Here is a 23,182-nt window from a genome sequence, read left to right on the forward strand (position 1 = left end):
TTACGAAAAATAGGCACTCTGCAGGCTATCCGGCAGAGTGTCTCTCGCCCAAACATGCGTGTGGATCGAAAAGACCACGGCATCGCTTTTGGGCAACCGTGTCATGACTTGTCGCTCGGATCGCAGAAACCGTAGCGGTTTGCCGTCGGACGGGTCGGGCTCGGCCTCGCGCCTCGGATGATGCAAAACCCCGGCAGCATGTCGCAGGATATTGGCCCGCCACAAAGGGCGCCCAACCTTGATTCCGTCAAACAATCGCTGCACCCGGCGGGCGATATCGTCATCATAGGACGCCACCGGAACATGGATCCGCGTCAAAGGCCGTCCGATCTTCTCGGCCAGCGTCCAGTGTGATGGAAAACACAGGATCGCACCTGTCAGCACATGCTCGCGCCCGCGCCGCTGCAAGATGCAGATATCCTCTTGGATTAACCGCCCGATGGTCAGCAACGGTCTCTCCCGATTGACCACGACCTCCACACCATCCGGCCTGTAAACCAAACGCGGGCCAACAACATAGGCGGGGTTCCCGGAACAGACCTCCAGCACCAGATCAAGACACTCCTGCGCCGCCGCTTCGGCCTCCGGCTCCTGCGCGTAAACCTCCTGCGGCAACCCAGAGATAAGATCGTCCCTCAGGCGCATTTGCCCGGCGAAGGCATCGTCCACCACTAGCCAGTCTGCGTCTCCCAAAGGCTGCACGCCGGGCAAAGCCCGCCTACCCGGCTCCAGCCAGGTGATCCCCTCCAAGGATTGCTGCAAGACAATGTCGTCCATTGTTTCGATGTAACCGCCGCCGATCCTCCGCGCCAGATCATGTCGCCGCCAGAGTAAAGAAATGTCGCATTTGCGTCGGACGCGCGCTCGGGACGGGTCGATCCTGACCGCAAGGGAGACCCTTCAATGAACCAGCATTTCAGCGACAACCGCAAGATTGACCCTACCAAAGGCACGCATCTTGATGACGGCACCCCGAACGACGCTGACCGTATTGAAATCGGCCCGACGCGCCTCGCCTTCGCCGAGTGGGAAGCCGCGGGTCTCGAGCTTCCAAACCTCGCCGAAATGCGCCGTTTCCGCTGGAAGCGCCTGACCCAGCACATCGTCGACCGCGGCTACGGCGGCCTCTTGATGTTCGACCCCCTGAACATCCGGTACGCCACCGACACCACCAACATGCAGCTGTGGAACACGCACAACCCCTTCCGCGCAGTCCTTCTTTGCGCCGACGGCCACATGGTGATCTGGGACTACAAGAACGCGCCGTTCCTGTCGAACTTCAACCCGCTCGTCAAAGAAGTCCGAGGCGGCGCTTCAATGTATTACTTCGCAAAGGGCGACAAAATCGACGAAACTGCCGATAGCTTCATCGCTGACGTCGAAGACATCATGCGCGAGCACGCAGGCACCAACAAGCGCATCGCCGTCGACAAGATCATGATCCCCGGCTACCGCGCTCTGATCGCCGCGGGTTTCGAGGTCGAGGAAGGGGAGGAAGTCACCGAACGCGCCCGCTCTGTCAAAGGCCCGGACGAGATCAAAGCAATGCGCTGCGCCTCACACGCCTGCGAGGCGTCCATGTACGTCATGGAAGACTTCGCGCGCGCCAATGTCCCCCTCGGCAACACCAGCGAAGACGATGTCTGGGCGGTACTACACGCTGAAAACATCAAACGCGGCGGCGAATGGATCGAAACGCGCCTGCTTGCCTCCGGCCAACGCACGAACCCGTGGTTCCAGGAGTGCGGTCCCCGCACCACGCGCAACAACGAAATCATCGCCTTCGACACCGACCTGATCGGCAGCTACGGCATCTGCGTCGACATCTCGCGCACATGGTGGATCGGGGACCAGAAGCCGCGCCCCGACATGATCGACGCGATGAAACACTCAGTCGAGCACATCATGACCAACATGGAAATGATCCGCCCCGGCGTGCGCATCGAAGACCTCAGCCGCAACACCCACAAACTCCACGACAAATTCCAGGCCCAGAAATACGGCTGCCTGATGCATGGTGTGGGTCTCTGCGATGAATGGCCCATGGTCGCCTACCCGGACAAGATGATCCCCGGAGCCTTCGACCATGAACTGGAAGCGGGCATGACGATATGCGTTGAAGTCCTTGCCGGCGAGGTTGGCGGGGACTTCTCGATCAAGCTGGAAGATCAGGTGCTGGTGACCGAAGACGGATATGAAAACCTCACGCAATACCCGTTTGATCCGGCACTGATGGGCGAAGGGTAGAATTCACCGGGCGTCAAAGCGGCAATGACCGCCTCGCGGGACGAAGCTGCCTTACGTGTTCGCTTGATTGGGCATAGTCCCCCACAAAACAGGAGATCAATTTGCATTGATGAAGTTCCTGAAGCGGCCATCGATAATCTCGGCCCAACCCTCCACATAATTCTTTCTGATTTCGGCGGCCTGGTCGCCTCGCGCTTCCCAGCCATCATGTATCAGTGTGACCACTGTCTTGCCGTCGTCCGTCGCTTCAAATTCAACCGAGACCGTCGTAGCTTCCGCCTCTGACAACCCAGGATACCAACGGAAAGCGACGCGTCGACCTTCTTCATAGTCTATGATGATGCCCCAGATTCTGTTTTCCCCGGTTTTCGAGATTTCAAATATCTGCCCGCCTTCATATCGTTCAATGACGACGGTATCGGGTGCAGGCTCGCCAAGATATGGGCTGACGGAATGCGTATCCAGTGGCCACCAGTGTGAGGCATCCGACATGAATGCATCGAAAGTCTCATCGGGTGACCGATTGACCTCAGAAACAACTTTGATCGCATTTAGTGACATGTCATTCCTCCTCTTGTTCATTGAGCGAAGCCAGCAAATCCGACCAATGCGCCGTCCAAAATGCACGGATCTCATCCAATTTCGCTTTGTTGACGCAATAAATGTTTTGCGCCCCTTTGGGCTTGGCGTAGATCAGGTCTGCGTCCCTCAGAACTTTCAGGTGTTGCGACATTACGGGCTGCGATACGTCAATACTTGCTGTCAGTTCGCGCACAGACATTGGTCGCTTCGCAAGCAGATCGACGACGCTTTGACGAATGGGGTTTGAAAGGGATTTGAATTCAATTTCATAAGGCATTCCTAATGATAAGAATATCCTAATATTAGGTCAAGCGGGAAATCCGGGTAAGCCGCCTCGTTGCGACAATGCGGATATCGGTCGCTCGAAGCCAACGCAGCATTGGTCAGAATGGGCTCAAAACCTCTAATCGCGTCCCCCTCCTCAAACCGTCCACTTCACCGTCTCAACCCCGATAAACCGCCGCATCCGCTCCAGTTCCGCCGCCAGTTTCTCACGCCGACTGCCGGGCCATTTCACCCCCAGTTCCGGCCAAAACCCGATCACGTTCAGAAACGAAGCCTTCCTGTCCGCCTTGATCTCAATCCGTCCGACAAAACGATCCCCCTCCAAAATCGGGAACACGTAATACCCCCAAATCCGTTTTGCCGCAGGCACGAACATCTCGACCCGATATTCAAAACCGAACAGTCGCGCCAATCTGTTGCGATCCCGGATCACCGGATCAAACGGGTTCAGGATCCTGAGCCGTCCGGTCGCCTTTCCAAGCCCTGCCAGCCGCGCCTCGATATCCGCCAGCGCCATACCCTTCACCCAGTCGCCGGACGCAGTCTCGACCTCAACCGGCACCAAATCCCGCTCATTTTGCGTGATCCACTGCCGCACTTCATCCGAGCCAACTGCGTCCCAATACCTCTGCACATCCCCCGGCGCGCCAAACCCCATCCGGTCCAGTGCCGCGCGACACAGCCAATCCACCTGCGCGCCATCCTCTAACCCGCACTCATGCGGCAACGCCGGGAACACCCGCTCGCCCAGATCGTAATATTTGTTGAAATTCACGCGATGGCACGTCGCCAACTCGCCGGTGTACCACATGAAATCCAACGCAAGTTTGTGCGGAGGTCGCGACCACATCTCCTTTGGTCCCTCAACCTTCGTATCAAACGCGTGCGTCGACAAAGCCCCCTCATCACGGATCCGCGCCTTAATCTCTTCTCGTGCCGCCTCATCAGGCAGGTTCTTCCACCACCCCGCACGGCTCATCTCGATGCGCTTGCGGCGAAACTGCCGCTCCCACATCGGCAGAAACTCCATCGGCAGTACCGAAGCATCATGCGTGAAATGCTCGAAGACAGCGCGATCCTTCGCCAACAGACGATCCAGCATAGGCTCGCGATAGTTCTGGTTCCGGCTCCACAGAATATGATGATGCGCCCGCGACACCACCTGAATGGAATCAAGCTGGACAAACCCCAATTCCTTGATCGTCCCAAGCAAATCCAGCGCACCCGTCGGCGCCGTCGCCAGACCTTGCGCTGCCAACCACAGCTGACGCGCGTCCCTATTTGTGATGCGTAGTGGTGTCACAGCCCAGCCTTCATGCACCCGGCCACCCTATACATCCGCCATCCGACCGGGTAGAGGCGGCGCAACAATAACGCGCAGGCAAAGACTGCCACGCGATCCCATTCTTAAACCGAAAGCAGACCAGCCGTGAAACAGGCTCTTCAGGATGCGCTTGATGCGCGTGGGTATTCCACCCTAACCGACGTTCAAACCGCCGTCACCGCAACCGAACTCACTGGAAAAGACCTGCTCGTCTCGGCTCAAACCGGGTCGGGCAAAACCCTTGGCTTCGGCCTTGCCATCGCGCCGAACCTCCTTGGTGACGCCGAAGCGTTTGGACAAGCTGACGCTCCCCTAGCGCTCGTCATTGCCCCCACTCGCGAACTGGCGCTGCAAGTAAAGCGTGAATTGGCATGGCTATACGCCAAAGCCGGGGCCGTCCTGGCCTCGACCGTTGGCGGTATGGACATGCGCGACGAACGCCGCGCCCTAGCGCGCGGTGCGCACATCGTTGTCGCCACACCGGGCCGTCTGCGTGACCACATCATGCGCGGCTCGATCGAACTTGGAAATCTAAAGGCCGTCGTTCTCGACGAAGCCGACGAGATGCTCGATCTTGGCTTCCGCGAGGATCTTGAGTTCATCCTCGAACAGGCCCCAACCGACCGACAGACGCTGCTTTTTTCCGCGACAGTTCCGGCGCAGATCGCCAAGCTTGCCAAAAGCTATCAGAGCGATGCCGTCCGCATCGCCACCACGAGCGGTGCTTCCCAGCACGCCGACATCGACTATCGCGCCTTGCGAGTTTCGGCTCGTGACGGCGAGAATGCGATCATCAACGTACTGCGCTACTATGAGGCGCCAAACGCAATCGTCTTCTGCAACACCCGCGCGATGGTCAATCGACTGACAACAAGACTGTCAAATCGGGGCTTCTCCGTCGTGGCGCTTTCCGGCGAATTGTCCCAAGGCGAACGCACCCACGCGCTCCAAGCGATGCGCGATGGCCGTGCCCGTGTTTGTGTCGCCACCGACGTCGCTGCGCGCGGCATCGACCTGCCAAACCTCGAACTGGTGATCCACGCCGAACTGCCAACCAACCAGGACACCCTTCTGCACCGTTCAGGCCGCACGGGAAGGGCAGGTCGCAAAGGCGTCAGCGCGATGATCGTGCCACCGGCAGCCCGCAAAAAGGCCGAACGTCTTCTTGGTTGGGCCAAGCTCAAAGCCGAATGGGCCGACGCGCCGTCTGCTGACGAAGTCTCGGCCCGCGACGACGATCGCATGTTGGCAGACCCGGATTGGACAGCCGAAATCGAGACTTCGAACCAGACGACAGTTGACAAGTTAGTTGCCATATTTACACCCGAGCAACTCGCCGCCGCCTATGTCCGCCTCTACCGCGAAAAGCACACGGCACCCGAAGACCTGTCCGATCTCTCTGAACCCGAGAAGCCCCGCGCACCTTTTGGTCCCAGCGTGTGGTTCTCCCTCGAAGGCGGTCGCGCCGCCAATGCCGAACCACGCCGGTTGCTGCCGATGATCTGCAAAATGGGTAACGTCTCGCGCGAAGATATCGGCGCCATCCGCATCCAACCCGATGTCTCGCTGATTGAAATCCGAGAGAGCGCAGTCAAGACCTTTACGGACGCAGTTGGACCCAAAATGACCCTCGAAGGCGGTGCCAAAATCACCCGCGTCTCGGGTGCACCAAAATTCGACAAAGGACCCCGACGCGAAGGACCGCCACCAAAGCCGCGCGCGCCGCGCCACGACGACTCACCAGCGCCCGCACCCGCCAAGACCAAAGGCACCACGACTCCCGTCGATTGGAACGACGACCCAGCGCCTCGTCAAAAGAAACCCAAGGGCGGCAAGCCGAAACCGAAATACGAGAAAAAGCCCGAAGCGCCCAAGGCCGATGCATGGAAACCTCGCAAGCCAAAGGGCGACGGGAAACCACAGCAGGAGCGCGGCGCCAAGCCGCCCCAAGGCAAGCCATCCAGCAAGAAAAACCGCGCGCGGCAGGCCGCTGCCAAAGATGGCGCAAGCACGCGCGTGCATCGGATGCAAAAACCCAAGGGCAAACCCAAAACGGGCAAAGGTAGGCCTCAGACCTAACCGTGCTCTTTCATCAGGCGCGACTTCTGACGGTTCCAGTCGCGCTTGGCTTGGGTCTCACGCTTGTCCGGCGCTGACTTGCCCTTCGCGATGCCGATCTTCACCTTCGCCATGCCGCGATGATTGAAATACATGACCAGCGGAACAAGCGTCATCCCCTTGCGCTGGGTCGCGTTCCACATGTCGGACAACTGCTTTCTGGATACCAGAAGTTTGCGCCGCCGCCGGTCCTCATGCCCGAACATCGCCTGTTTGTAGGGCGCGATATAGCTGTTCACCAACCACAACTCGCCGTCGTCAACCGTCGCATAGCTTTCCGCAATGTTGGACTGCCCGGTGCGAAGTGACTTCACTTCCGACCCCATCAGCTGAATGCCGCATTCCACGTCATCCTCAATGGCATAATCGTACCGTGCGCGCCGGTTTTCGGCGACGACCTTGTAGTTCGAGTTGTCTTTTTCTTTGGCCATGACGGGCAGCAGATAAGCTCTCGGCCTCTCCAAGTCCAGTCCACTTGACCTCGACCTCGCAGCGCACAACATAGGCACATGATTGAACAACTTCTTATCGGAAGCGCACTGATCCTCGGGTCGGTCATCATAGCCACGGTTTCGTGGTGGGCGCTGGAAGCGATCCTGATCCGCCTTCACGGCTGGTCCGCGCGCCCCCCGCACGGCCCCAAACTGGTCGTGATCCTTTCGCTGGCGCTGTTCTGGACGTTGTTCATGATGACGGTGTCCGTCTGGGTCTGGGCGGTATCGCTCTTTTGGCTCGACATCTTCATTACGCTGGAAGCGTCGGTCTATTTCGCCCTCGTCGCCTTCACGACCCTCGGATTCGGAGACATTCTTTTGCCGCAGGAATGGCGCCTGCTCGGGGGATTGGCCGCCGCCAACGGGCTTTTGATGTTTGGCCTTCTGACGGCGATTCTGGTGGAGATCCTGCGTGACACCCGAGCGCGGCAGCGGAAATTCTACTGACGCCCTCGCGCCAGAATATAAAGCCCCGAAGCCACGACGATCACGCTCCCCGCGATCATGTTCGGTTCAAGGCTCTCGCCAAAGATCACCACGCCAAATCCGACGCCGAACAGCAATCGAGAATAGCGAAATGGCGTCACCGCTGACACGTCGCCGGTCCGCATCGCCTGCGTCAGTGACGAATAGCCGAGGACCCCGAACAGACAAGCCAAGGCCAGTGGCAGCCACGCCGCCCCAGGCATCACGAACGCCGCGCCTTCCCAGACAGAAAAACCAAAGCCCGCGACCAGGATCATCCAGAAACCCCAAACGCCCAGAACCGCCCATCCCATCGTCTTCGGTGCCGCGCGGGTCGCCAGATCCCGCCCCGCAAAGCCCAGCATTCCCAAGACCGCCAAAATCGACAGTACCGAAAAGCTCTCTGCGCCCGGCTGCAAAATCACCAGAACCCCGCAAAGTCCTAACAGAATCGCTGTCCACCGCCGCCATCCCACGGTTTCCCCAAAGAACAACGCGGCCCCCGCAACCACAACGATCGGTGTCGCCTGCAAAATCGCCGTCGCTGACGACAAGGGCGTCAACACAATCGCCAGCGTAAAGAACAGGCGCCCCATGATCTCGAAGGCATTGCGCACCATCATCGTGCGCTCGACTACCGCGTGCGGCAACAACGACTGTCCCAACGCCACCGCGATCACGGCAAAGATCAATGACCCGCCCAAACCGAACCAGATCATCACCTGACCGATAGGCACCGTCGCGGCCGCGGATTTCAGAAACATGTCCTCCACCGCAAACCCGGCCATCGCGGCAACCATCCAAAGACTGCCGACAAGGTTCGCTCGATCCGCGCGCGCGGCGTCAGAAGTCAGCCGATCAATCCCGCATGTACCATCGCGGCGCGGATCTTTTCTTTCGTGCCGTCTGTCACACCCACCAACGGCAACCGAACCTCATCCGCACACTTGCCCAGCAACGACAATCCGTATTTCGCACCGCAAAGCCCGGGCTCGGTGAAAATCGCATCATGCAACGGCATCAGACGGTCCTGAATTTCCAGACCTTTGGCAAAATCCCCTGCCAAGGTCGCCGCCTGAAACTCTGAACACAACTTCGGAGCCACATTCGCCGTCACCGAAATGCACCCATGCCCGCCATGCGCATTGAACCCAAGCGCCGAGGCATCCTCTGCCGAGAACTGCAGGAAATCCAAGCCACATGTGATTCGCTGCTTGGACACCCGCGTCACATCCGCCGTCGCATCCTTCACCCCTGCAATCCGGGGCAACTTCGCCAACTCTCCCATCATTTCGGGCGACATATCAATCACCGAGCGAGGCGGAATGTTGTAAATGATGATTGGCAGATCGCTTGCATCGTGCACAGCCTTGAAATGCGCATACAGCCCGGCCTGGGTCGGCTTGTTGTAATATGGCGTGACCACCAGTATCGCATCCGCACCGACCTTCGAGGCGTGTTGCGCCAAACGCACACTTTCGCGCGTGTTGTTCGACCCGGCCCCGGCAATCACCGGAACCCGCCCCGCCGCCGCCTTCACGACTGTCTCGACCACCGCGTCGTGCTCTTCGTGGCTCAGCGTCGGGCTTTCCCCGGTCGTGCCCATAGGAACAAGGCCGTTCGAGCCCTGCTCGATGTGCCACTCAACAAGGTGTTTCAGCGTGTCGAAATCCACTTCGCCGTCCCGAAATGGTGTAACAAGCGCCGGCATCGACCCTCTTAACATGACACGCTCCTTTTTGTGAGTTCACAGTGGTTTTACAGCGCGCGGACACTATCCTTGAAGGGAAGAATTGCCAAGACGCGCCTGCATGGTTTAAGACGATATAGCTGAGGGGCAAGGATTGAACGGACCAGCATCCATGATCAAAGCCCTTTTCACAGCGGTTTTCCTGATTTGGATAGGATTCGGCGCCAGCGCACAGACCACGCGCGAAGGCCAAGCACTCGCACGCGCTCTCGACGCCATGAGAGCCGGTGAATGGTACGCGGCCCTGCGCACTGCCGAAGGCATCAATCCCGTCGCCCGCGACATTATCGAATGGCACCGCCTGCGCGCGCGGCAGGGCGATTTCGACAGCGTAATCCGCTTCCTTGATCGCCGCCCAGACTGGCCGGGTCTCGACTACCTCCGCGAGCGCTCCGAAAGCGCGCTTCCGCTGGCCGCCCGACCCGAGGACGTCATCGCTTTCTTCAATGGGGCGCATCCCCAGACCGGCACCGGCGCGGTGGCTCTGATCTCGGCGTTTCGCGCCAAGGGCATGGAGGCAGACGCCGAAGCCGAAGCCCTCCATGCCTGGCTGACCCACCGCTTTTCCGACGCAGATCAGACGAAACTCCTCTCGTGGTATGGCCGCGCGCTTGCACCGCACCACGCCGACCGCCTCGATATGCTCTTGTGGCGCGGGGCCGACAGCGACGCTCGCAGCATGATCCCTCTGGTGCCGAGCGGTTGGGCGGAACTGGCAAATGCTCGACTTGCCCTGCGCGCCGATCAGAATGGCGTCGACGCCCTTGTTGTGGCCGTTCCCGAAGACCTCGCCGATCATCCGGGTCTGCTCTTTGAACGGATGCAATGGCGCGCCCGTAAAGGACGAAACGACGGCGCGATCGAAATCATGCTCGCTCAAAGCCCCGATAAGCTCGGCCAGCCCGAGCGGTGGGCGGGCTGGCGTCGCAGCCTTGTGCGCACCGAAATGCTGGCAGGCCGCACGACGCAGGCCTACAGACTCGCGGCGGGGCATGGCCTGACAACAGGCGCGAATTTTGCCGACCTCGAATGGCTGGCAGGCTACATCGCGCTGACCTACGAACGCGACCCCCAAACCGCGCTCGGCCACTTCCTGCGGTTTCGCGGTTCCGTCGACACCCCGATCTCGCTTGGCCGCGCTGGCTATTGGGAAGGCCGTGCACACGAAGCCCTCGGCGACGCCGACACGGCGCGCCTCGCCTATAGTTTCGGGGCCGAATACCAAACCAGTTTCTACGGCCTTCTTGCAGCCGAAAAAGCAGGCCGCCCGATGGACCCAGCGCTCTACGCATCCGTCCCATCACCCGACCTCAGCAACGCAAGCTTTGCCAAAGGCTCGGTCTTCGAGGCCGCTCTTCTGCTCGATGCCGCAAACGAGAGAGCTCTCGCCGAACGCTTTCTGACCCACCTGACCGAAAGCCTCAGCGTCGATGATATCGTCCGCCTCGGGGCCTTTGTCACCGCCCGTGATAAGCCCCATTACGCAACAATGATCGGCAAACGCGCCGCATCCTTCGGCACCACCGTGCCCTTCGCGTATTACCCGGTCACCGACCTCGGCGTTGACCAGATGCCGGTGCCGAGAGAACTCGCGCTGGCCATTGCGCGGCGTGAAAGCGAATTCGACCCCTTCGTCACATCCGGCGTCGGCGCGCGCGGCCTCATGCAGGTCATGCCCGCCACCGCAAAAGAGGTCGCGGGCTTTCTCGAAATCCCGTACGACGGTGACCGTCTGCTCAATGACCCGGCCTACAACGCCCGCATCGGAACGGCTTATCTCGACGAATTGATGACGGTCTTCGACGGCAATATCCTGATGGTCGCCGCCGCCTACAACGCTGGTCCAAGCCGCCCCCTGCGCTGGATGGACGAACGCGGAGATCCCCGCCGGGGCGAAATGGACGTGATCGACTGGATCGAGCACATCCCCTTCAACGAAACCCGCAACTACGTCATGCGGGTCGCCGAAAGCCTGCCCGTCTACCGGGCGCGCCTCACAGGCCAGCCCCAGCGCATGAATCTGGCACAAGAACTGGTCGCAATGCCCGGACACACTCGAAGCGCTTCCAAAGGCGAGGTGATCCGCCCAAAATCTCGCCCCGCGCTTTTGACGGACTGAAATACCGCTGCACCACCGACGCGCCACCGACTTAGAGCCGAGAGCGCCCACCTGTAACAAAATCCTAACCGGCGGACCGCAAACTCTCGGAGATTAACCACGCCCTAACCAAGCGCGCGGTTGCACCGACGTAATACCGACGTGGCACCGACGTCATACCGACGTTCACGACTTCCAATAAACACATCAAAAACAGTCACTTAAAAATTTTTAGGGTCAGAATTCGAAAAATCAGCAAAAACCACCGCTTCGAACGCTATTTCTCAACAGCACGAGGCCCAGGCGCCAATAAACTCCCCGGCCACCGTGTAAACCTTAACGCTGCCACCCCGTATTTGGGTCCAAAGATCCCGCAGGAGGCGCCCTCGGCGCCGGGGGCAGAGCCCCCGAAAGTCTCACCTCAAAGCGCGACCTTTCACAATTGCGTCCGGTCCGAACCGCGCGCGGATACTGTCCGAGGCACGCTCCGCACCGGCGCGCAGACTGGCGCCGGGGTCCAGAAGGTCCCCCTCCACATCGGCGGTCGACGCTGGCGACAAATGCGAGATACCGACGCCAAGCAGACGGAATGGACCCTCGTCTGAAACCTGGTCGAACAATCCCCGCGCCGTGCGATAAATGCGATCCGCGATCTGCGTCGGATCGCCCAAAGACACGCGACGCGTCAAAGCCGAATGGTTTGACCGCTTCAGCTTCAACGTCACCACCCGCCCGGCCTTGTTCTTCGCTTTCGCCCGATCCGCTACATTCTCGGCCAGCCGCCAGATATGGCCGTCAAGAATATCGACATCACTTGTGTCTTCCCCGAATGTGGTCTCGTTCGAGATCGATTTCACTGGCGCATGCGCAGAAACACGGCGGCGATCCTCACCTCTCGCCAGATGCCAAAGGCGTTCGCCCATCCCGCCGAAACGCGCCACCAAATCCACCTTCTCCCACCTCAGCAAATCGCCAAACGTCCGTATTCCGGCCTTGTCCAGCGCTGCCTGCGTCTGCCCTCCGACACCCCAAATGAGCCGCACCGGCCGGTCTTTCAGGAACGACGCAGTTTCTGCCTTTCCAATGATCGAAAACCCCTTCGGCTTGTCCAGATCCGAGGCCACTTTCGCCAGAAATTTGTTGTGTGACAGACCAATAGACCCTGTCAGCCCCAGTTCATCCTCCATTCGTTTGACCAGCCGCGCCAGCATCACTGCAGGCGGCGCGTGATGAAGACGAGCCGTTCCCTTCAGGTCCAGAAACGCTTCGTCCAAGGACAGGGGCTCGATAACCGGCGTCAAGTCGTCCATCATCGCCCTGATCTGGCGGGAGGCCTCGACATAGGCGCTCATCCGCCCCTTCACGACAACTGCATCCGGGCAAAGCTTCAATGCCTGAAACATCGGCATCGCCGACCGCACCCCGCGGATACGCGCGATATAACACGCCGTCGAAACGACGCCCCGCCGCCCTCCGCCGATGATCACGGGCTTGTCCCGCAAGCTGGGATCGTCGCGTTTTTCAACGCTGGCATAGAACGCGTCACAGTCCATATGGGCGATGGAAAGATCAAAGAGTTCAGGATGTGAAATTACACGGGGCCGCCCGCACTCAGGACACCGTTTTCCGGCGTCGAAAGTCTTCAGGCAATCGCGGCAAAGGGCGGGCATCTTATCAACAACTCAGCTATGATCCCTCTAATCTACCCAACCGGAGAGATCAGTGACAGAGCCTTTCCATGGCGCAAAAATAGCCCATCTTGTCGAGGATCAGATCGTCACGATTCTGCGCGATGACATCCCCACGATACCTTGGCCGGATCACTGGGACCTGCCCGGAGGCGGGCGCGAGGGCAACGAAACGCCAGTCGAATGTGCCTTGCGCGAACTGCACGAGGAGCTTGGCCTCACTCTCGACCCGGCTTCGGTCAATTGGTTAATGCGCGACACATCACCTCTCGGTTTCCGGTGGTTTCTCGTCGCCGAGTTGCCGTGTTTTGATACATCAATGGTTAATTTCGGAAACGAGGGGCAGGAATGGCGACTTGTAAAACTCGACTGGTATTTGTCGCATGAGAAAGCGATTTCCAACCACAAAGAGCGCCTTAGAACGTACCTCCGACATCGACCGGGCAAACTGTTCAAGGGTACCGAAAATCACAGAAATCTCTGATTCCAAGCGGAATTCTTCCTTTCCTGCGCCTTCACTACGCGTCGCAGGCATTTATGAACCAACCCCATAAGTCATTGAATTGACATAATCCAACGCCCATATCTCGGGCATATCAAAAAGAGCTATTGGGACAATCGATGGAAGACATTCTTGCACAGCTTGGCGGAGGCGGCATTGCGACCATCCTTTTTGCCGCTTTCATTCTTATCAGCCTCTACAAGGGTATTCGGATCGTCTCGCAATCCGAAAAGCATGTTGTCGAGCGTTTCGGACGCCTGCGCACAGTGCTTGGCCCAGGCATCAACTTCATCGTACCGTTTCTGGACCGCGTTGCGCACGAGATCTCAATCCTCGAACGTCAGCTACCGAACGCCAGTCAGGACGCCATCACGGCGGATAACGTGCTGGTGCAGGTTGAAACCAGCGTGTTCTACCGCATTACCGAACCTGAAAAGACCGTCTACCGCATCCGTGATGTGGATGCAGCCATTGCCACGACAGTCGCGGGTATCGTGCGTGCGGAAATCGGTAAGATGGAACTCGACGAAGTGCAGTCGAACCGTGCGACACTCATGACCACAATCAAGGGCGCTGTCGAAGAACAGGTCGACAACTGGGGCATCGAAGTGACGCGTGCGGAACTGCTTGATGTAAATCTGGATCAGGCCACCCGCGATGCGATGCTTCAGCAGTTGAACGCCGAGCGTGAGCGACGCGCGGCAGTGACCCGCGCGGAAGGTGCAAAACGCGCGGTCGAACTGAACGCAGATGCCGAACTCTATGCCGCCGAGCAGGCCGCAAAGGCCCGGCGTGTCGGCGCTGACGCAGAAGCCTATGCCACCAGCGTCGTTGCTCAGGCGATCAAGGAAAACGGTATCGAAGCGGCGCAGTATCAGGTTGCACTGAAACAGGTGGAATCCCTCAACGCCCTCGGCGCCAGCCCGTCAAGCTCGACCGTTGTTTTGCCTGCAAGTGCTCTTGAGGCATTCGGCGACGCCTTCAAGATGCTGAGAGGTCGTTCGTAATGCTGTCAACATGGTGGACATGGATCATCGCGGCGATGGTCCTTGCAATTCTCGAGGTCTTTCTGCCTGCGCAAATCCTACTGGGATTTGCAATCGGCGCAGTCGGAGTCGGTCTTGGGCTGCTGATCGGTGTTCCCGGTCTTGCCGGATCGTTTCCGGCGCTCATGCTGGCTTTTGCCGTCATGTCACTAATCGGCTGGTTGGTGTTGCGTCGCGTCCTTGGCGTCTACAAAGGCCAGGTGAAAGTCTGGGAGCGCGACGTCAACGAGGACTGACATGCTCTGCCTGCCGCCTACTGAATGTCGCCGAAAGCCGCCTCCAGCCGGTTCAATGCTTCGATCAACTTCGCGCGCGGCAAAGCGATGTTGTAGCGCATGTGTCCAGAACCGCCGATCCCGAATTGCGTTCCCGGATTAGAGATCACCTTTGCGTCCCGGACAGATCTCTTCAGTAACTCGGCATCATCCATGCCAAGCTCTTCGAAACTGACCCACGTCAGATAGGTCGCATCCATATCCATGACGGAAACGCCGGGAATTGCATCCATGCGCTCTTTGAAGATCCGGAAGTTCTCGGCCAGATAGACCTGAGCCGCATCCATCCACGCGTGGCCACCGGAAAAGGCGGCCTTGATGATCGCCATGCCATACCGGTTCGGCGAGCTCTCGCGGTCAAGGATGACAGGCGCAAGCCGCGCGCGCATTTCGGCGGTTGGATAAATGGCAATCCCGGTCTCGGCACCCGCCGTATTGAACGCCTTTGAAGCCGCAATCAGGATAGCAATCCGATCCGCATATTCGGGGGCAGCCACCAAAGTCGGCACAAACTTCGCGCCCGGGAAGGTCAGGTCCATGTGAATCTCATCCGAGATCAGGACCAGATCATGTGCTGCACAAAACGCGGCGACCGCGCGCAGCTCTTCGACGCTCCAAATCCGCCCGCCCGGATTGTGCGGTGAACAAAGCGTAACAATCCTCTCGTTGCCCTTCAAAGACCCTGCCAGGCCTTCAAGATCCATCTCAAATCGTCCGTTTTCCACCACGAGCGGGCTTTCCACCACGACACGGCCCATCGCTTCGATCTGGCGGAAAAACGCATGATAGACAGGCGAAAACACGATCACGCCATCGCCCGGTTCAGAATAGGCACTGATGATGTCGCCGTACCCGCTGATTACCCCGTGTGTATACCGTGCCCAGCTTGGATCGATCTCGTAGCCATGCCGATCTTTCAGCCAAGCTGCCAAGGACTCGTCCACCGGCGTGGTATTCCCAAAATACCCGCAATAGCCAAACTCGATCTCTTCGCGCAAAGCATCAAGGATCACCGGTGCCGCTTTGAAATCCATATCGGCGACCCACATCGCAATCGCGTCCGGGTCATCAAATCCATAGGCGCGAGCGATATTGTCATACTTGGAGGTATGTTTGCCGCGAAGTGGCAGAGGGGTGTCGAAATCGAACGCCATAAGGAACCTGTGAAAGCCGAGAGTGAAGCGGGAACCTAGCCATATTCACACCCGCTGCAAGACCCGATGACTTGTCCGAGGCGATTGCTTCACTTAGATGAACGATATGGCACTGAAATCGATCCTTCTTCACCCCGACCCCCGGCTGAAAGCAACAGCCGCACCGGTGACCGACTTTGATAAAACGTTGGCCCGCCTGGCCGATGACATGCTTGAAACCATGTATGACGCACCGGGCATCGGACTTGCGGCTCCTCAGGTTGGCGTCGGCAAACGCCTTCTGGTCATGGACTGCGTGAAAGAGGAAAACAGTGCGCCGCGGCCAATGGTTCTGATCAACCCGGAAGTCACCTGGGTTTCCGAGGAGCGCAACACCTACGAAGAAGGCTGTCTGTCGATCCCTGACCAATACGCCGAAGTCGAACGACCGGCCGAGGTCGAGGTGTCGTGGCTCGATCTTGCCGGCGCACAGCAAACCGAACGCTTCGGCGGTCTCTGGGCGACCTGCGTTCAGCACGAGATCGACCACCTGAACGGAAAACTGTTTATCGATTATCTGAAGCCGCTCAAGCGCCAGATGATCACGCGCAAAATGGTAAAGCTGAAGCGCGAGAAGGCCCGCGCGTGATCCGGCCCATCCTTTTGTGGCCTGACCCTGTTCTGTCGCAAAAATGTGCGCCAGTGCTTGCCCAAGACGACAAGCTCCGCGCTTTGTGCGACGATTTGCTTGAAACGATGTATGCAGCACCCGGGCGGGGCCTCGCCGCTCCACAAATAGGCGTTCTGCAACGGGTCTTCGTCATGGATACCACCTGGAAAGAGGGCGAGCGCAGCCCTCGCATTTTCATTAACCCCGAGGTATCCGACGCATCGCAGTCGCGTCTGACTCGGCCTGAAGGCTGCCTGTCGATTCCCGGTGTGACCGCCGATGTCGAGCGCGCCGAGGCGATTACACTTGCCTGGACTGCACTGGATGGCAGCATCTTCGTTGAACGCCTCACTGGTTTCGATGCCGTCTGCGCGCAGCACGAATTCGATCATCTCGAAGGCCTGGTGACATTTGATCGGCTGCCGGGCGACCAGCGCCGGTCCATCGAAGCCAGCTATTTCGCATGACCCTTCGTCCTTTTGTCACATGGCCTGATGCCCGGTTACGTACGCCCGCTGCAGCTGTCGGACCGATAACGGACGACATCAGGACACTTTGGGACGAGATGATCGAAACCATGGACGCCATGCCCGGATATGGCCTCGCTGCGCCGCAAATCGGGGTCATGCTGCGCCTTGCTGTCGTCGATTGCTCAACCGAACGCGGTCAGGCGATCCGCCTCGCCAATCCCGAGGTTGTCGCCGTATCGGACGATACAACCGACTGGGACGAGGCTTCGCCAAACCTGCCCGGAGTGGCTGCCAAGATCACACGTCCGGCCGAGGTCACCGTCTCGTTCATCGATCGTGACGGAAATCGGGTTACGCGAGATTTTTCCGGTCTCTGGGCGACGTCCGTGCAACACCAGATCGACCATCTCGCGGGTGTCATGTATTTCGACCACCTCAGCAGTATCAAGCGCCAGATGCTTGTAAAAAAGGCAAGGAAACAAAAGCGATGAGACTTGTGTTCATGGGCACCCCTGAGTTTTCGGTTCCTGCCCTCAATGCCCTGCACGAGGCGGGCCATGACATCGTCGCGGTCTATACCCAGCCACCGCGTCCCGCAGGGCGTGGTAAGAAAGATCGCCCTTCGCCGGTGCAAGTGTGCGCTGAAGCGCTCGGGCTCACTGTCCGCCACCCTAAGACCCTGCGCGACAGTGCCGCACAGGGGGCGTTTGCGGATCTGAACGCGGATGCCGCGATTGTGGTGGCCTACGGTCTGATCCTTCCGGCGCCGGTTCTTGCCGCGCCACGTTTTGGGTGCATCAACATTCACGCTTCCCTGCTGCCAAGGTGGCGCGGCGCCGCCCCGATCCATCGTGCGATCATGTCAGGCGATACCGAGACCGGTATCTCAATCATGTCGATGGACCTGGGCCTCGACACTGGCCCAGTCCTGATGACCGCCAGAACCCCGATCGGCCCTGCAGAAACCACCGGGGATCTGCATGACCGTCTGGCGGCTATCGGCGCAGACCTGATCGTCGACACGCTTGAAAAACTCGAAACGCTTACGCCCGTGCCGCAACCCGATGACGGTGTGACTTACGCGGTCAAGATCGACAAATCAGAAGCCAAAATTGACTGGTCTCGCGATGCCGACGCGGTGGATCGCCAAATCCGGGCGCTTTCTCCTTTCCCAGGCGCCTGGTGCGAGATCAACGGCGAACGCATTAAACTCCTGCGCTCGATCAGCGCGCCTGGGTCCGCCGCACCCGGGACGCATCTGGGTGATTTCACTATCGCTTGCGGAAGCGGTGCAGTGCGCATCCTTGATGCACAGCGATCAGGCAAGCGGCCCATGACCGCAGAGGAGGTCTTGCGCGGCATGACATTGCCCAGGATCCTCAGCTAAGACTTTCACATTCACCCTTTCCAAAATACCATCAAGGAGTCCGGGGGGCAGAATGACCCCGGCTTTTGGATAAGGAATAGACGCATGTTCTTCGCATTCTGGGGCTCACTGGTGATCGGCGGTATTACAGCCTATCTGGCCGAGAAATGGGATTTCACACACCATGGATATCTCCAGGCCATCATCATTGCGACCGGGAGTGTGGTTTTGTTGTACATGGCGCGCGTGATGTTCGGGATTTCTTTCGGTAGTCACGGAGTCAACGCCATCGTCGGAGCGCTGGGCGCACTGATTCTGATCCCATCGGAAGTGATAGCCCGCAAGCGGCGCAACAAACGTTAGCGCGGCGGGCGCGAGCGATAGACCGGCAAGCGCCATCCAAAGGCCAGCGAGCCTCCTCGCAACCGGAACGTCACCAGACCGGCTGCGAAAAGCGCCGTTCCAGTGCCAAGATACCCTGATACAAACCAGCCCGCCAAAGCGCCCAAGAAAGCTGCTGTCACATATAACTCGCCCTGCCTGAGAACCATGGTACCTCGTTGGCAACGACATCTCGCATCAGCCCACCAAAAGTCCCGGTCAAGACGCCGACAATCGGCGCGACGAACCCGGATTGCTCTGTTGCAGTCGCAACGGCCAGACCCGCAGGTACCGCAATCGACAGGGCCGCCGCATCCAGCCACGCCAGCCATTGCGCACGGCTCTCCATCAAATGGGCGCTGAAAAACACCAGGATTGCAGCTCCTGCCGCAATCAGCAGAACAATTGGTTGATCGATCCAGAAAACGGGATTTCGATCCAGCAACAGATCACGAACCGTGCCGCCACCGACGGCCGTCAAAGCCGCGAAAAACAAGAAGCCTACGATATCCAGCTGCGCCCGCGACGCCTCCAAGGCGCCGGTGAGCGCAAAAACAAAGACCGCCGCTGCATCAAGGACGAAAGCCAGCGTCACGGCACTTTCGACGGCTTGAATGGCGCCATCCCTTCGCGCGCCAGTTCATCAGCCCGCTCGTTTTCCGGATGTCCCGCATGACCTTTGACCCACTCCCAGGTTACGTCATGTCGCGACTGTGCTTCATCGAGACGTTTCCACAGATCGTCGTTCTTCACCGGTTTCTTGGCCGACGTCTTCCAACCATTGCGTTTCCAGCCGTGAATCCAGCTTGTCACGCCGTTCTTCACATAGGTTGAATCCGTGACGATCGTGATTGCCGTGTCCCGCGCCAAGGCTTCCAGAGCATTGATCGCGGCCAGCAGTTCCATCCGGTTGTTTGTGGTCAAAGCCTCTCCGCCGGACAGGGGCCGCTCTTTGACAACGACGTCGCCATCTCTGGCCTGCAACAACGCGCCCCATCCACCGGGGCCGGGATTGCCGGAACAGGCGCCGTCGGTAAATGCATAATACGTGGTCATTCGGGCAACTCATCCAGTCTGACGTAACCGGGCAGGGCCGCGATCTGCGCCAGCCAGCGGTTAATGCCGGGAAAACGGTCCATTTCGAACCCGCCCTGTGATCCAGCGGTGTGCGTATAGGCGTAAAGCGCGATATCCGCCACGCTTGGGCCGTCGCCAACCAACCAGTCGTGTAAGCTCAGATGGTTTTCCATAACCTGCAAAACCCCGTGACCGCCCACAAGCAACTCATCCAGCCGCTCTGGCGTCGCCAGATGCTTGCGGCTGGCATATTTCTGGATTCCTGCCCGCACGGCGATTACCGTTTCGTGCCGGTTCTGCTCAAAAAACATCCAGCCGAGAACCCGCGCCCGCTCCAAGGGGTCGTCTGGCATCCAAGCGGTGCCTTCCGCCAGATAGCACAGGATCGCGTTTGATTCGGGCAGGGCCGTCCCGTCTTCAAGAACCAGAACCGGCAGCTTTCCCATCGGCAGGGTCCCGCTGGCATGAGCCTCTGCCAAGGCGGGCGACTCGAATTCCAGCGCAACATGCCGATAAGCGCGACCCAAAAGCGCAAGTAACAGGCGCAGCTTGTAGCTGTTGCCGGAAGACGGCATCGAATAGAGTGTGAGTGTCATTTGACCTTTCCGGCCAACAGGATGATCCACGGCGCGACGGTGCCATCAAGCCCTTCATCGGCCCCGAAACTCCGCTCGATCACGACAAAACCCGCATCTTCCAGCAGGCCTGTAATCTCGGCGTCGGTGTAATAGGCGTAAAAACGTCCTAACGCGTCACGCTTTTCCCCTGTGCCCGTCTTTAATCCGATGTGAAAAAAACCTCCCGGAACCAAGGCTTTCGAGACCCGTGCAAGATGCTCTGGCATCTCGGCCTTCGTAGCGTGGAGCAGCGAGAAATTCGCGTAGACGCCGTCATAGGTGGCCACGTCATCCAGCGTTTCAAATCCGCCAATCGTCACCTCTACATCGTTCTCGGTGCGCGCGATCTCGGCCATCTCGACTGAGGCATCCAAAGCATCAACCTTGAAACCGGCTTTTTTCATGAAGGCGGACGAACGCCCAGTTCCGCACCCCAGGTCAAGAACGCGACCGTCCTTTGGAACAGCCAGCATAAATGCTGCCAGATGCAGATCCGGCTTGGCGGTAGTGAACCGCTTGGCATAGTCCTTGGCCTTCTCGGCATAGGCGTTAAGTGTTTCTTTATCCGTCATCAGACCACTAATAAACTCAAGCACGACACGACCACCACGGTCAAAAGAAGCCGTAACTGCATCCACCACTCGGGCGCAAGTTGCTGGCGCCAGAAATGCCAGTCCAGCGCCAAAAGCCCGATGAATCCTGCGATCAGGTAAATCGCTGAAGTCGCGGGCCCGCCTCCAACAGTGAAAAAGACCCACAAGGCCGGCACGACCGAAAGCCCGTACCCAACCGCTGCGGCTTCGCCTTCGGCGCGCGTGGCGAACCCCCATAACACCCCGGACATGAACGCCAGAATGATCGTGCCATACTGCAACATGACGAACGGACCCGCAAAGCGTGGACCGATATTGCGCACACCCCATGCGGCCAAATCACCCGATACCAGTGTGGCGGCACCCCAAAGAAATGGCAAAAGGCCCGCAAGGCCCAACAGAAGCGGCGCGCGGGGAATACTCATGCACGTTCCAGTGCCAGCCGTCCTGCAAGGGCTGCAAAAATCGCGGCAAAGCTGCGGTTCAGCCAAACCATGACGCGCTCGCTCTGCAACAGGTAAGCCCGAGCGGCGGCGGCAAAGACTCCATAGGCGATGAACACAGCGAATGTCATTCCCATGAATACGGTCCCCATCGCCACCATTTCCGCAGACGCGGTTGCAGGATTGCCCGACAGGAAAGGCGGCAAGAGAGCAAGGAAGAAAATCGAGAGCTTCGGGTTCAAAATATTGATGAGAGCACCGCGTCTTGCGATCCGCCAGTCTGCCTCGCGGCTGCGGTCAGGCTGGATCGCCAAGGCTCCACCTGAATGGACCGCCTGCCATGCAAGGTACAGCAAGTAGGCGACACCGGCGAACTTCACGATGGTGAAAAGAACCGCGCTTGTGTGCAGGATTGCGGCCAGTCCAAGTGTCGCCGCCAGCAAATGCGGCACAATACCAAGTGTGCATCCAAAGGCCGCAGCGATTGAAGCGCGCCGTCCCTGGCCCAATCCCAATGCTATCGTATAGATCACTCCGGTACCGGGCGCGACGACCACGACTAAGGCTGTCAAAAGGAATTGCAAAGTCATGCGGCAGGTTCCCTCAACACGCGCGGTACTTTGAATTCCACACGTTCCTTTGCAGTCTCGATAAGCTCGACCGTGACATCATAGCGTTCGCGGAACGCGTCGATTACCTCGTTTACCAACACTTCCGGCGCACTTGCGCCTGCAGTCAATCCAACCGATTTGATCCCATCCAGTGCGCGCCAGTCAATCTCGGTAGCCCGTTGCACAAGTTGCGCGTATCCGCAGCCCGCAGTCCGCCCGACCTCGACAAGCCTTTTCGAATTCGACGAATTCGGTGCACCGATCACCAGCAGTGCATCGACTTTTGGGGCAAGGGCCTTTACGGCTTCCTGCCGGTTGGTCGTCGCATAGCAGATGTCCTCCTTATGCGGCCCCACAATGGCGGGGAAACGCGCCTGAAGGGCGCTGACAATATCGGCGGTGTCGTCAACCGACAGCGTTGTCTGCGTGATGAACGCCAGCCTTTCGGGATCGCGTGGTTCGACCGTCACGACGTCCGCAACGGTTTCGACAAGGATCACTTCGCCGTCGGGCAGCTGTCCCATGGTCCCGACCGTTTCGGGGTGCCCTTCGTGCCCGATCATGACCATTTGCAAGCCATTGGCGTGGTGACGCTCGGCTTCGATGTGGACCTTGCTGACCAGAGGGCAGGTGGCATCGACGAACAGCATCTCGCGTTTCGCGGCCTCTGCAGGCACGGCTTTCGGCACGCCATGGGCCGAAAAGATCACGGGCCGGTCATCGGGGCACTCGTCCAACTCCTCGACGAAAACCGCGCCTAACTCCCTTAGCCCATCGACGACATATTTGTTGTGCACGATCTCGTGGCGCACATACACCGGAGCGCCCCACTTCTCGATCGCCAATTCGACGATCTTGATTGCGCGATCCACACCCGCGCAAAAACCGCGCGGTGCAGCAACATACAAGGTCAGGGCAGGTTTGGTCATTTTAAAGGTCTCCGCATT

The 23,182-nt window shown here is 59.0% G+C and carries 27 protein-coding genes and 1 pseudogene; 12 read left to right on the forward strand and 16 right to left on the reverse strand.

The window, feature by feature from the left end:
- Entirely contained in the window at positions 1-777 is a 777-nt protein-coding gene (locus BOA8489_RS15830; RefSeq protein ID WP_093975286.1) for a heme-dependent oxidative N-demethylase family protein, read from the reverse strand.
- Positions 778-903: 126 nt separating this feature from the next.
- Here BOA8489_RS15830 and dddP point away from each other — a divergent pair, with 126 nt between their 5' ends.
- Positions 904-2,247, forward strand: a complete 1,344-nt coding sequence (gene dddP, locus BOA8489_RS15835) for a dimethylsulfonioproprionate lyase DddP (protein ID WP_093975287.1) — start codon at positions 904-906, stop codon at positions 2,245-2,247.
- A gap of 96 nt (positions 2,248-2,343) precedes the next feature.
- Here the strand turns inward: dddP and BOA8489_RS15840 are convergent, their stop codons facing one another.
- The 3 genes from BOA8489_RS15840 to BOA8489_RS15850 all read right to left on the reverse strand — a co-directional run bounded on the left by BOA8489_RS15840 (position 2,344) and on the right by BOA8489_RS15850 (position 4,417).
- Entirely contained in the window at positions 2,344-2,808 is a 465-nt protein-coding gene (locus BOA8489_RS15840; RefSeq protein ID WP_176440337.1) for an SRPBCC domain-containing protein, read from the reverse strand.
- A 1-nt stretch (position 2,809) separates the two neighbouring features.
- On the reverse strand, positions 2,810-3,106 hold the full coding sequence (locus BOA8489_RS15845; RefSeq protein ID WP_093975289.1) for an ArsR/SmtB family transcription factor: 297 nt from the start codon (positions 3,104-3,106) through the stop codon (positions 2,810-2,812).
- 144 nt (positions 3,107-3,250) lie between these two features.
- Positions 3,251-4,417: a winged helix-turn-helix domain-containing protein gene (locus tag BOA8489_RS15850; RefSeq protein ID WP_093975290.1), complete on the reverse strand. Its 1,167-nt coding sequence runs from the start codon at positions 4,415-4,417 to the stop codon at positions 3,251-3,253.
- A gap of 126 nt (positions 4,418-4,543) precedes the next feature.
- On the opposite strand from BOA8489_RS15850, the gene BOA8489_RS15855 reads away from it, so the two are divergent.
- Positions 4,544-6,517: a DEAD/DEAH box helicase gene (locus tag BOA8489_RS15855; protein ID WP_093975291.1), complete on the forward strand. Its 1,974-nt coding sequence runs from the start codon at positions 4,544-4,546 to the stop codon at positions 6,515-6,517.
- Here BOA8489_RS15855 and smpB read toward each other — a convergent pair.
- On the reverse strand, positions 6,514-6,987 hold the full coding sequence (gene smpB, locus BOA8489_RS15860) for an SsrA-binding protein SmpB (protein ID WP_093975292.1): 474 nt from the start codon (positions 6,985-6,987) through the stop codon (positions 6,514-6,516). The two genes, BOA8489_RS15855 and smpB, sit on opposite strands and share 4 nt — an antisense overlap.
- 78 nt (positions 6,988-7,065) lie before the next feature.
- Here smpB and BOA8489_RS15865 point away from each other — a divergent pair, with 78 nt between their 5' ends.
- A complete protein-coding gene (locus tag BOA8489_RS15865; protein WP_093975293.1) occupies positions 7,066-7,497 on the forward strand; it encodes an ion channel in 432 nt (143 codons plus the stop codon).
- Here BOA8489_RS15865 and BOA8489_RS15870 read toward each other — a convergent pair.
- Both BOA8489_RS15870 and dapA read right to left on the reverse strand, forming a co-directional pair.
- Positions 7,491-8,315: a DMT family transporter gene (locus BOA8489_RS15870; protein WP_093975294.1), complete on the reverse strand. Its 825-nt coding sequence runs from the start codon at positions 8,313-8,315 to the stop codon at positions 7,491-7,493. The genes BOA8489_RS15865 and BOA8489_RS15870 overlap by 7 nt on opposite strands.
- Before the next feature lie 50 nt (positions 8,316-8,365).
- Positions 8,366-9,241 (reverse strand): 4-hydroxy-tetrahydrodipicolinate synthase, encoded by an 876-nt coding sequence (gene dapA / locus BOA8489_RS15875; protein ID WP_093975295.1) that lies wholly within the window; start codon positions 9,239-9,241, stop codon positions 8,366-8,368.
- A 136-nt stretch (positions 9,242-9,377) separates the two neighbouring features.
- On the opposite strand from dapA, the gene BOA8489_RS15880 reads away from it, so the two are divergent.
- On the forward strand, positions 9,378-11,384 hold the full coding sequence (locus BOA8489_RS15880; RefSeq protein WP_093975296.1) for a lytic transglycosylase domain-containing protein: 2,007 nt from the start codon (positions 9,378-9,380) through the stop codon (positions 11,382-11,384).
- 395 nt (positions 11,385-11,779) lie between these two features.
- Here BOA8489_RS15880 and BOA8489_RS15885 read toward each other — a convergent pair whose 3' ends face one another.
- Complete coding sequence (locus BOA8489_RS15885; protein WP_093975297.1) at positions 11,780-13,033, reverse strand: DNA polymerase IV; 1,254 nt, start codon at positions 13,031-13,033, stop codon at positions 11,780-11,782.
- 52 nt (positions 13,034-13,085) lie between these two features.
- On the opposite strand from BOA8489_RS15885, the gene BOA8489_RS15890 reads away from it, so the two are divergent.
- From BOA8489_RS15890 to BOA8489_RS15900, 3 genes are all read left to right on the forward strand, one after another.
- Positions 13,086-13,535 (forward strand): NUDIX domain-containing protein, encoded by a 450-nt coding sequence (locus tag BOA8489_RS15890; RefSeq protein WP_093975298.1) that lies wholly within the window; start codon positions 13,086-13,088, stop codon positions 13,533-13,535.
- Positions 13,536-13,672: 137 nt separating this feature from the next.
- Positions 13,673-14,560, forward strand: coding sequence for an SPFH domain-containing protein (locus BOA8489_RS15895; RefSeq protein WP_093975299.1), 888 nt, complete (start codon positions 13,673-13,675; stop codon positions 14,558-14,560).
- On the forward strand, positions 14,560-14,835 hold the full coding sequence (locus tag BOA8489_RS15900) for an NfeD family protein (protein ID WP_093975300.1): 276 nt from the start codon (positions 14,560-14,562) through the stop codon (positions 14,833-14,835). Before BOA8489_RS15895 ends, BOA8489_RS15900 begins: the two co-directional genes overlap by 1 nt.
- A 17-nt stretch (positions 14,836-14,852) precedes the next feature.
- Here BOA8489_RS15900 and BOA8489_RS15905 read toward each other — a convergent pair whose 3' ends face one another.
- Positions 14,853-16,028, reverse strand: coding sequence for a MalY/PatB family protein (locus BOA8489_RS15905; protein ID WP_093975301.1), 1,176 nt, complete (start codon positions 16,026-16,028; stop codon positions 14,853-14,855).
- Between the two features lie 106 nt (positions 16,029-16,134).
- Here BOA8489_RS15905 and def (BOA8489_RS15910) point away from each other — a divergent pair, with 106 nt between their 5' ends.
- From def (BOA8489_RS15910) to BOA8489_RS15930, 5 genes are all read left to right on the forward strand, one after another.
- Positions 16,135-16,656: a peptide deformylase gene (def, locus tag BOA8489_RS15910; RefSeq protein ID WP_093975372.1), complete on the forward strand. Its 522-nt coding sequence runs from the start codon at positions 16,135-16,137 to the stop codon at positions 16,654-16,656.
- The gene (gene def / locus BOA8489_RS15915; RefSeq protein ID WP_093975302.1) at positions 16,653-17,144 is read left to right on the forward strand and encodes a peptide deformylase; all 492 of its coding nucleotides are present in this window, start codon (positions 16,653-16,655) and stop codon (positions 17,142-17,144) included. The genes def (BOA8489_RS15910) and def (BOA8489_RS15915) overlap by 4 nt, the downstream gene beginning before the upstream one ends.
- Positions 17,141-17,638: a peptide deformylase gene (gene def / locus BOA8489_RS15920; RefSeq protein ID WP_093975303.1), complete on the forward strand. Its 498-nt coding sequence runs from the start codon at positions 17,141-17,143 to the stop codon at positions 17,636-17,638. The genes def (BOA8489_RS15915) and def (BOA8489_RS15920) overlap by 4 nt, the downstream gene beginning before the upstream one ends.
- Positions 17,635-18,534, forward strand: a complete 900-nt coding sequence (fmt, locus tag BOA8489_RS15925; RefSeq protein ID WP_093975304.1) for a methionyl-tRNA formyltransferase — start codon at positions 17,635-17,637, stop codon at positions 18,532-18,534. The genes def (BOA8489_RS15920) and fmt overlap by 4 nt, the downstream gene beginning before the upstream one ends.
- Positions 18,535-18,618: 84 nt before the next feature.
- Entirely contained in the window at positions 18,619-18,876 is a 258-nt protein-coding gene (locus tag BOA8489_RS15930; RefSeq protein WP_093975305.1) for a hypothetical protein, read from the forward strand.
- Here BOA8489_RS15930 and BOA8489_RS15935 read toward each other — a convergent pair.
- From BOA8489_RS15935 to ispH, 7 genes and pseudogenes are all read right to left on the reverse strand, one after another.
- A pseudogene (locus BOA8489_RS15935) lies at positions 18,873-19,489 on the reverse strand (trimeric intracellular cation channel family protein). The gene BOA8489_RS15930 and the pseudogene BOA8489_RS15935 overlap by 4 nt on opposite strands.
- Positions 19,486-19,950 carry a ribonuclease HI gene (gene rnhA, locus BOA8489_RS15940; protein WP_093975306.1) on the reverse strand — a complete coding sequence of 155 codons (465 nt, stop codon included), beginning with the start codon at positions 19,948-19,950 and terminating at the stop codon, positions 19,486-19,488. The pseudogene BOA8489_RS15935 and the gene rnhA overlap by 4 nt, the downstream one beginning before the upstream one ends.
- Entirely contained in the window at positions 19,947-20,567 is a 621-nt protein-coding gene (locus BOA8489_RS15945; protein ID WP_093975307.1) for a glutathione S-transferase family protein, read from the reverse strand. Before BOA8489_RS15945 ends, rnhA begins: the two co-directional genes overlap by 4 nt.
- Positions 20,564-21,160: a class I SAM-dependent DNA methyltransferase gene (locus BOA8489_RS15950; protein WP_093975308.1), complete on the reverse strand. Its 597-nt coding sequence runs from the start codon at positions 21,158-21,160 to the stop codon at positions 20,564-20,566. The genes BOA8489_RS15945 and BOA8489_RS15950 overlap by 4 nt, the downstream gene beginning before the upstream one ends.
- Positions 21,160-21,606 (reverse strand): DUF3429 domain-containing protein, encoded by a 447-nt coding sequence (locus BOA8489_RS15955; RefSeq protein ID WP_093975309.1) that lies wholly within the window; start codon positions 21,604-21,606, stop codon positions 21,160-21,162. The genes BOA8489_RS15950 and BOA8489_RS15955 overlap by 1 nt, the downstream gene beginning before the upstream one ends.
- Positions 21,603-22,214 carry a LysE family translocator gene (locus BOA8489_RS15960; RefSeq protein ID WP_093975310.1) on the reverse strand — a complete coding sequence of 204 codons (612 nt, stop codon included), beginning with the start codon at positions 22,212-22,214 and terminating at the stop codon, positions 21,603-21,605. The genes BOA8489_RS15955 and BOA8489_RS15960 overlap by 4 nt, the downstream gene beginning before the upstream one ends.
- The gene (gene ispH, locus BOA8489_RS15965; RefSeq protein ID WP_093975311.1) at positions 22,211-23,164 is read right to left on the reverse strand and encodes a 4-hydroxy-3-methylbut-2-enyl diphosphate reductase; all 954 of its coding nucleotides are present in this window, start codon (positions 23,162-23,164) and stop codon (positions 22,211-22,213) included. Before ispH ends, BOA8489_RS15960 begins: the two co-directional genes overlap by 4 nt.
- Between the last annotated feature and the right edge of the window lie 18 nt (positions 23,165-23,182).

Source organism: Boseongicola aestuarii, from assembly GCF_900184815.1.
In the GTDB taxonomy this organism is placed as follows: domain Bacteria; phylum Pseudomonadota; class Alphaproteobacteria; order Rhodobacterales; family Rhodobacteraceae; genus Boseongicola; species Boseongicola aestuarii.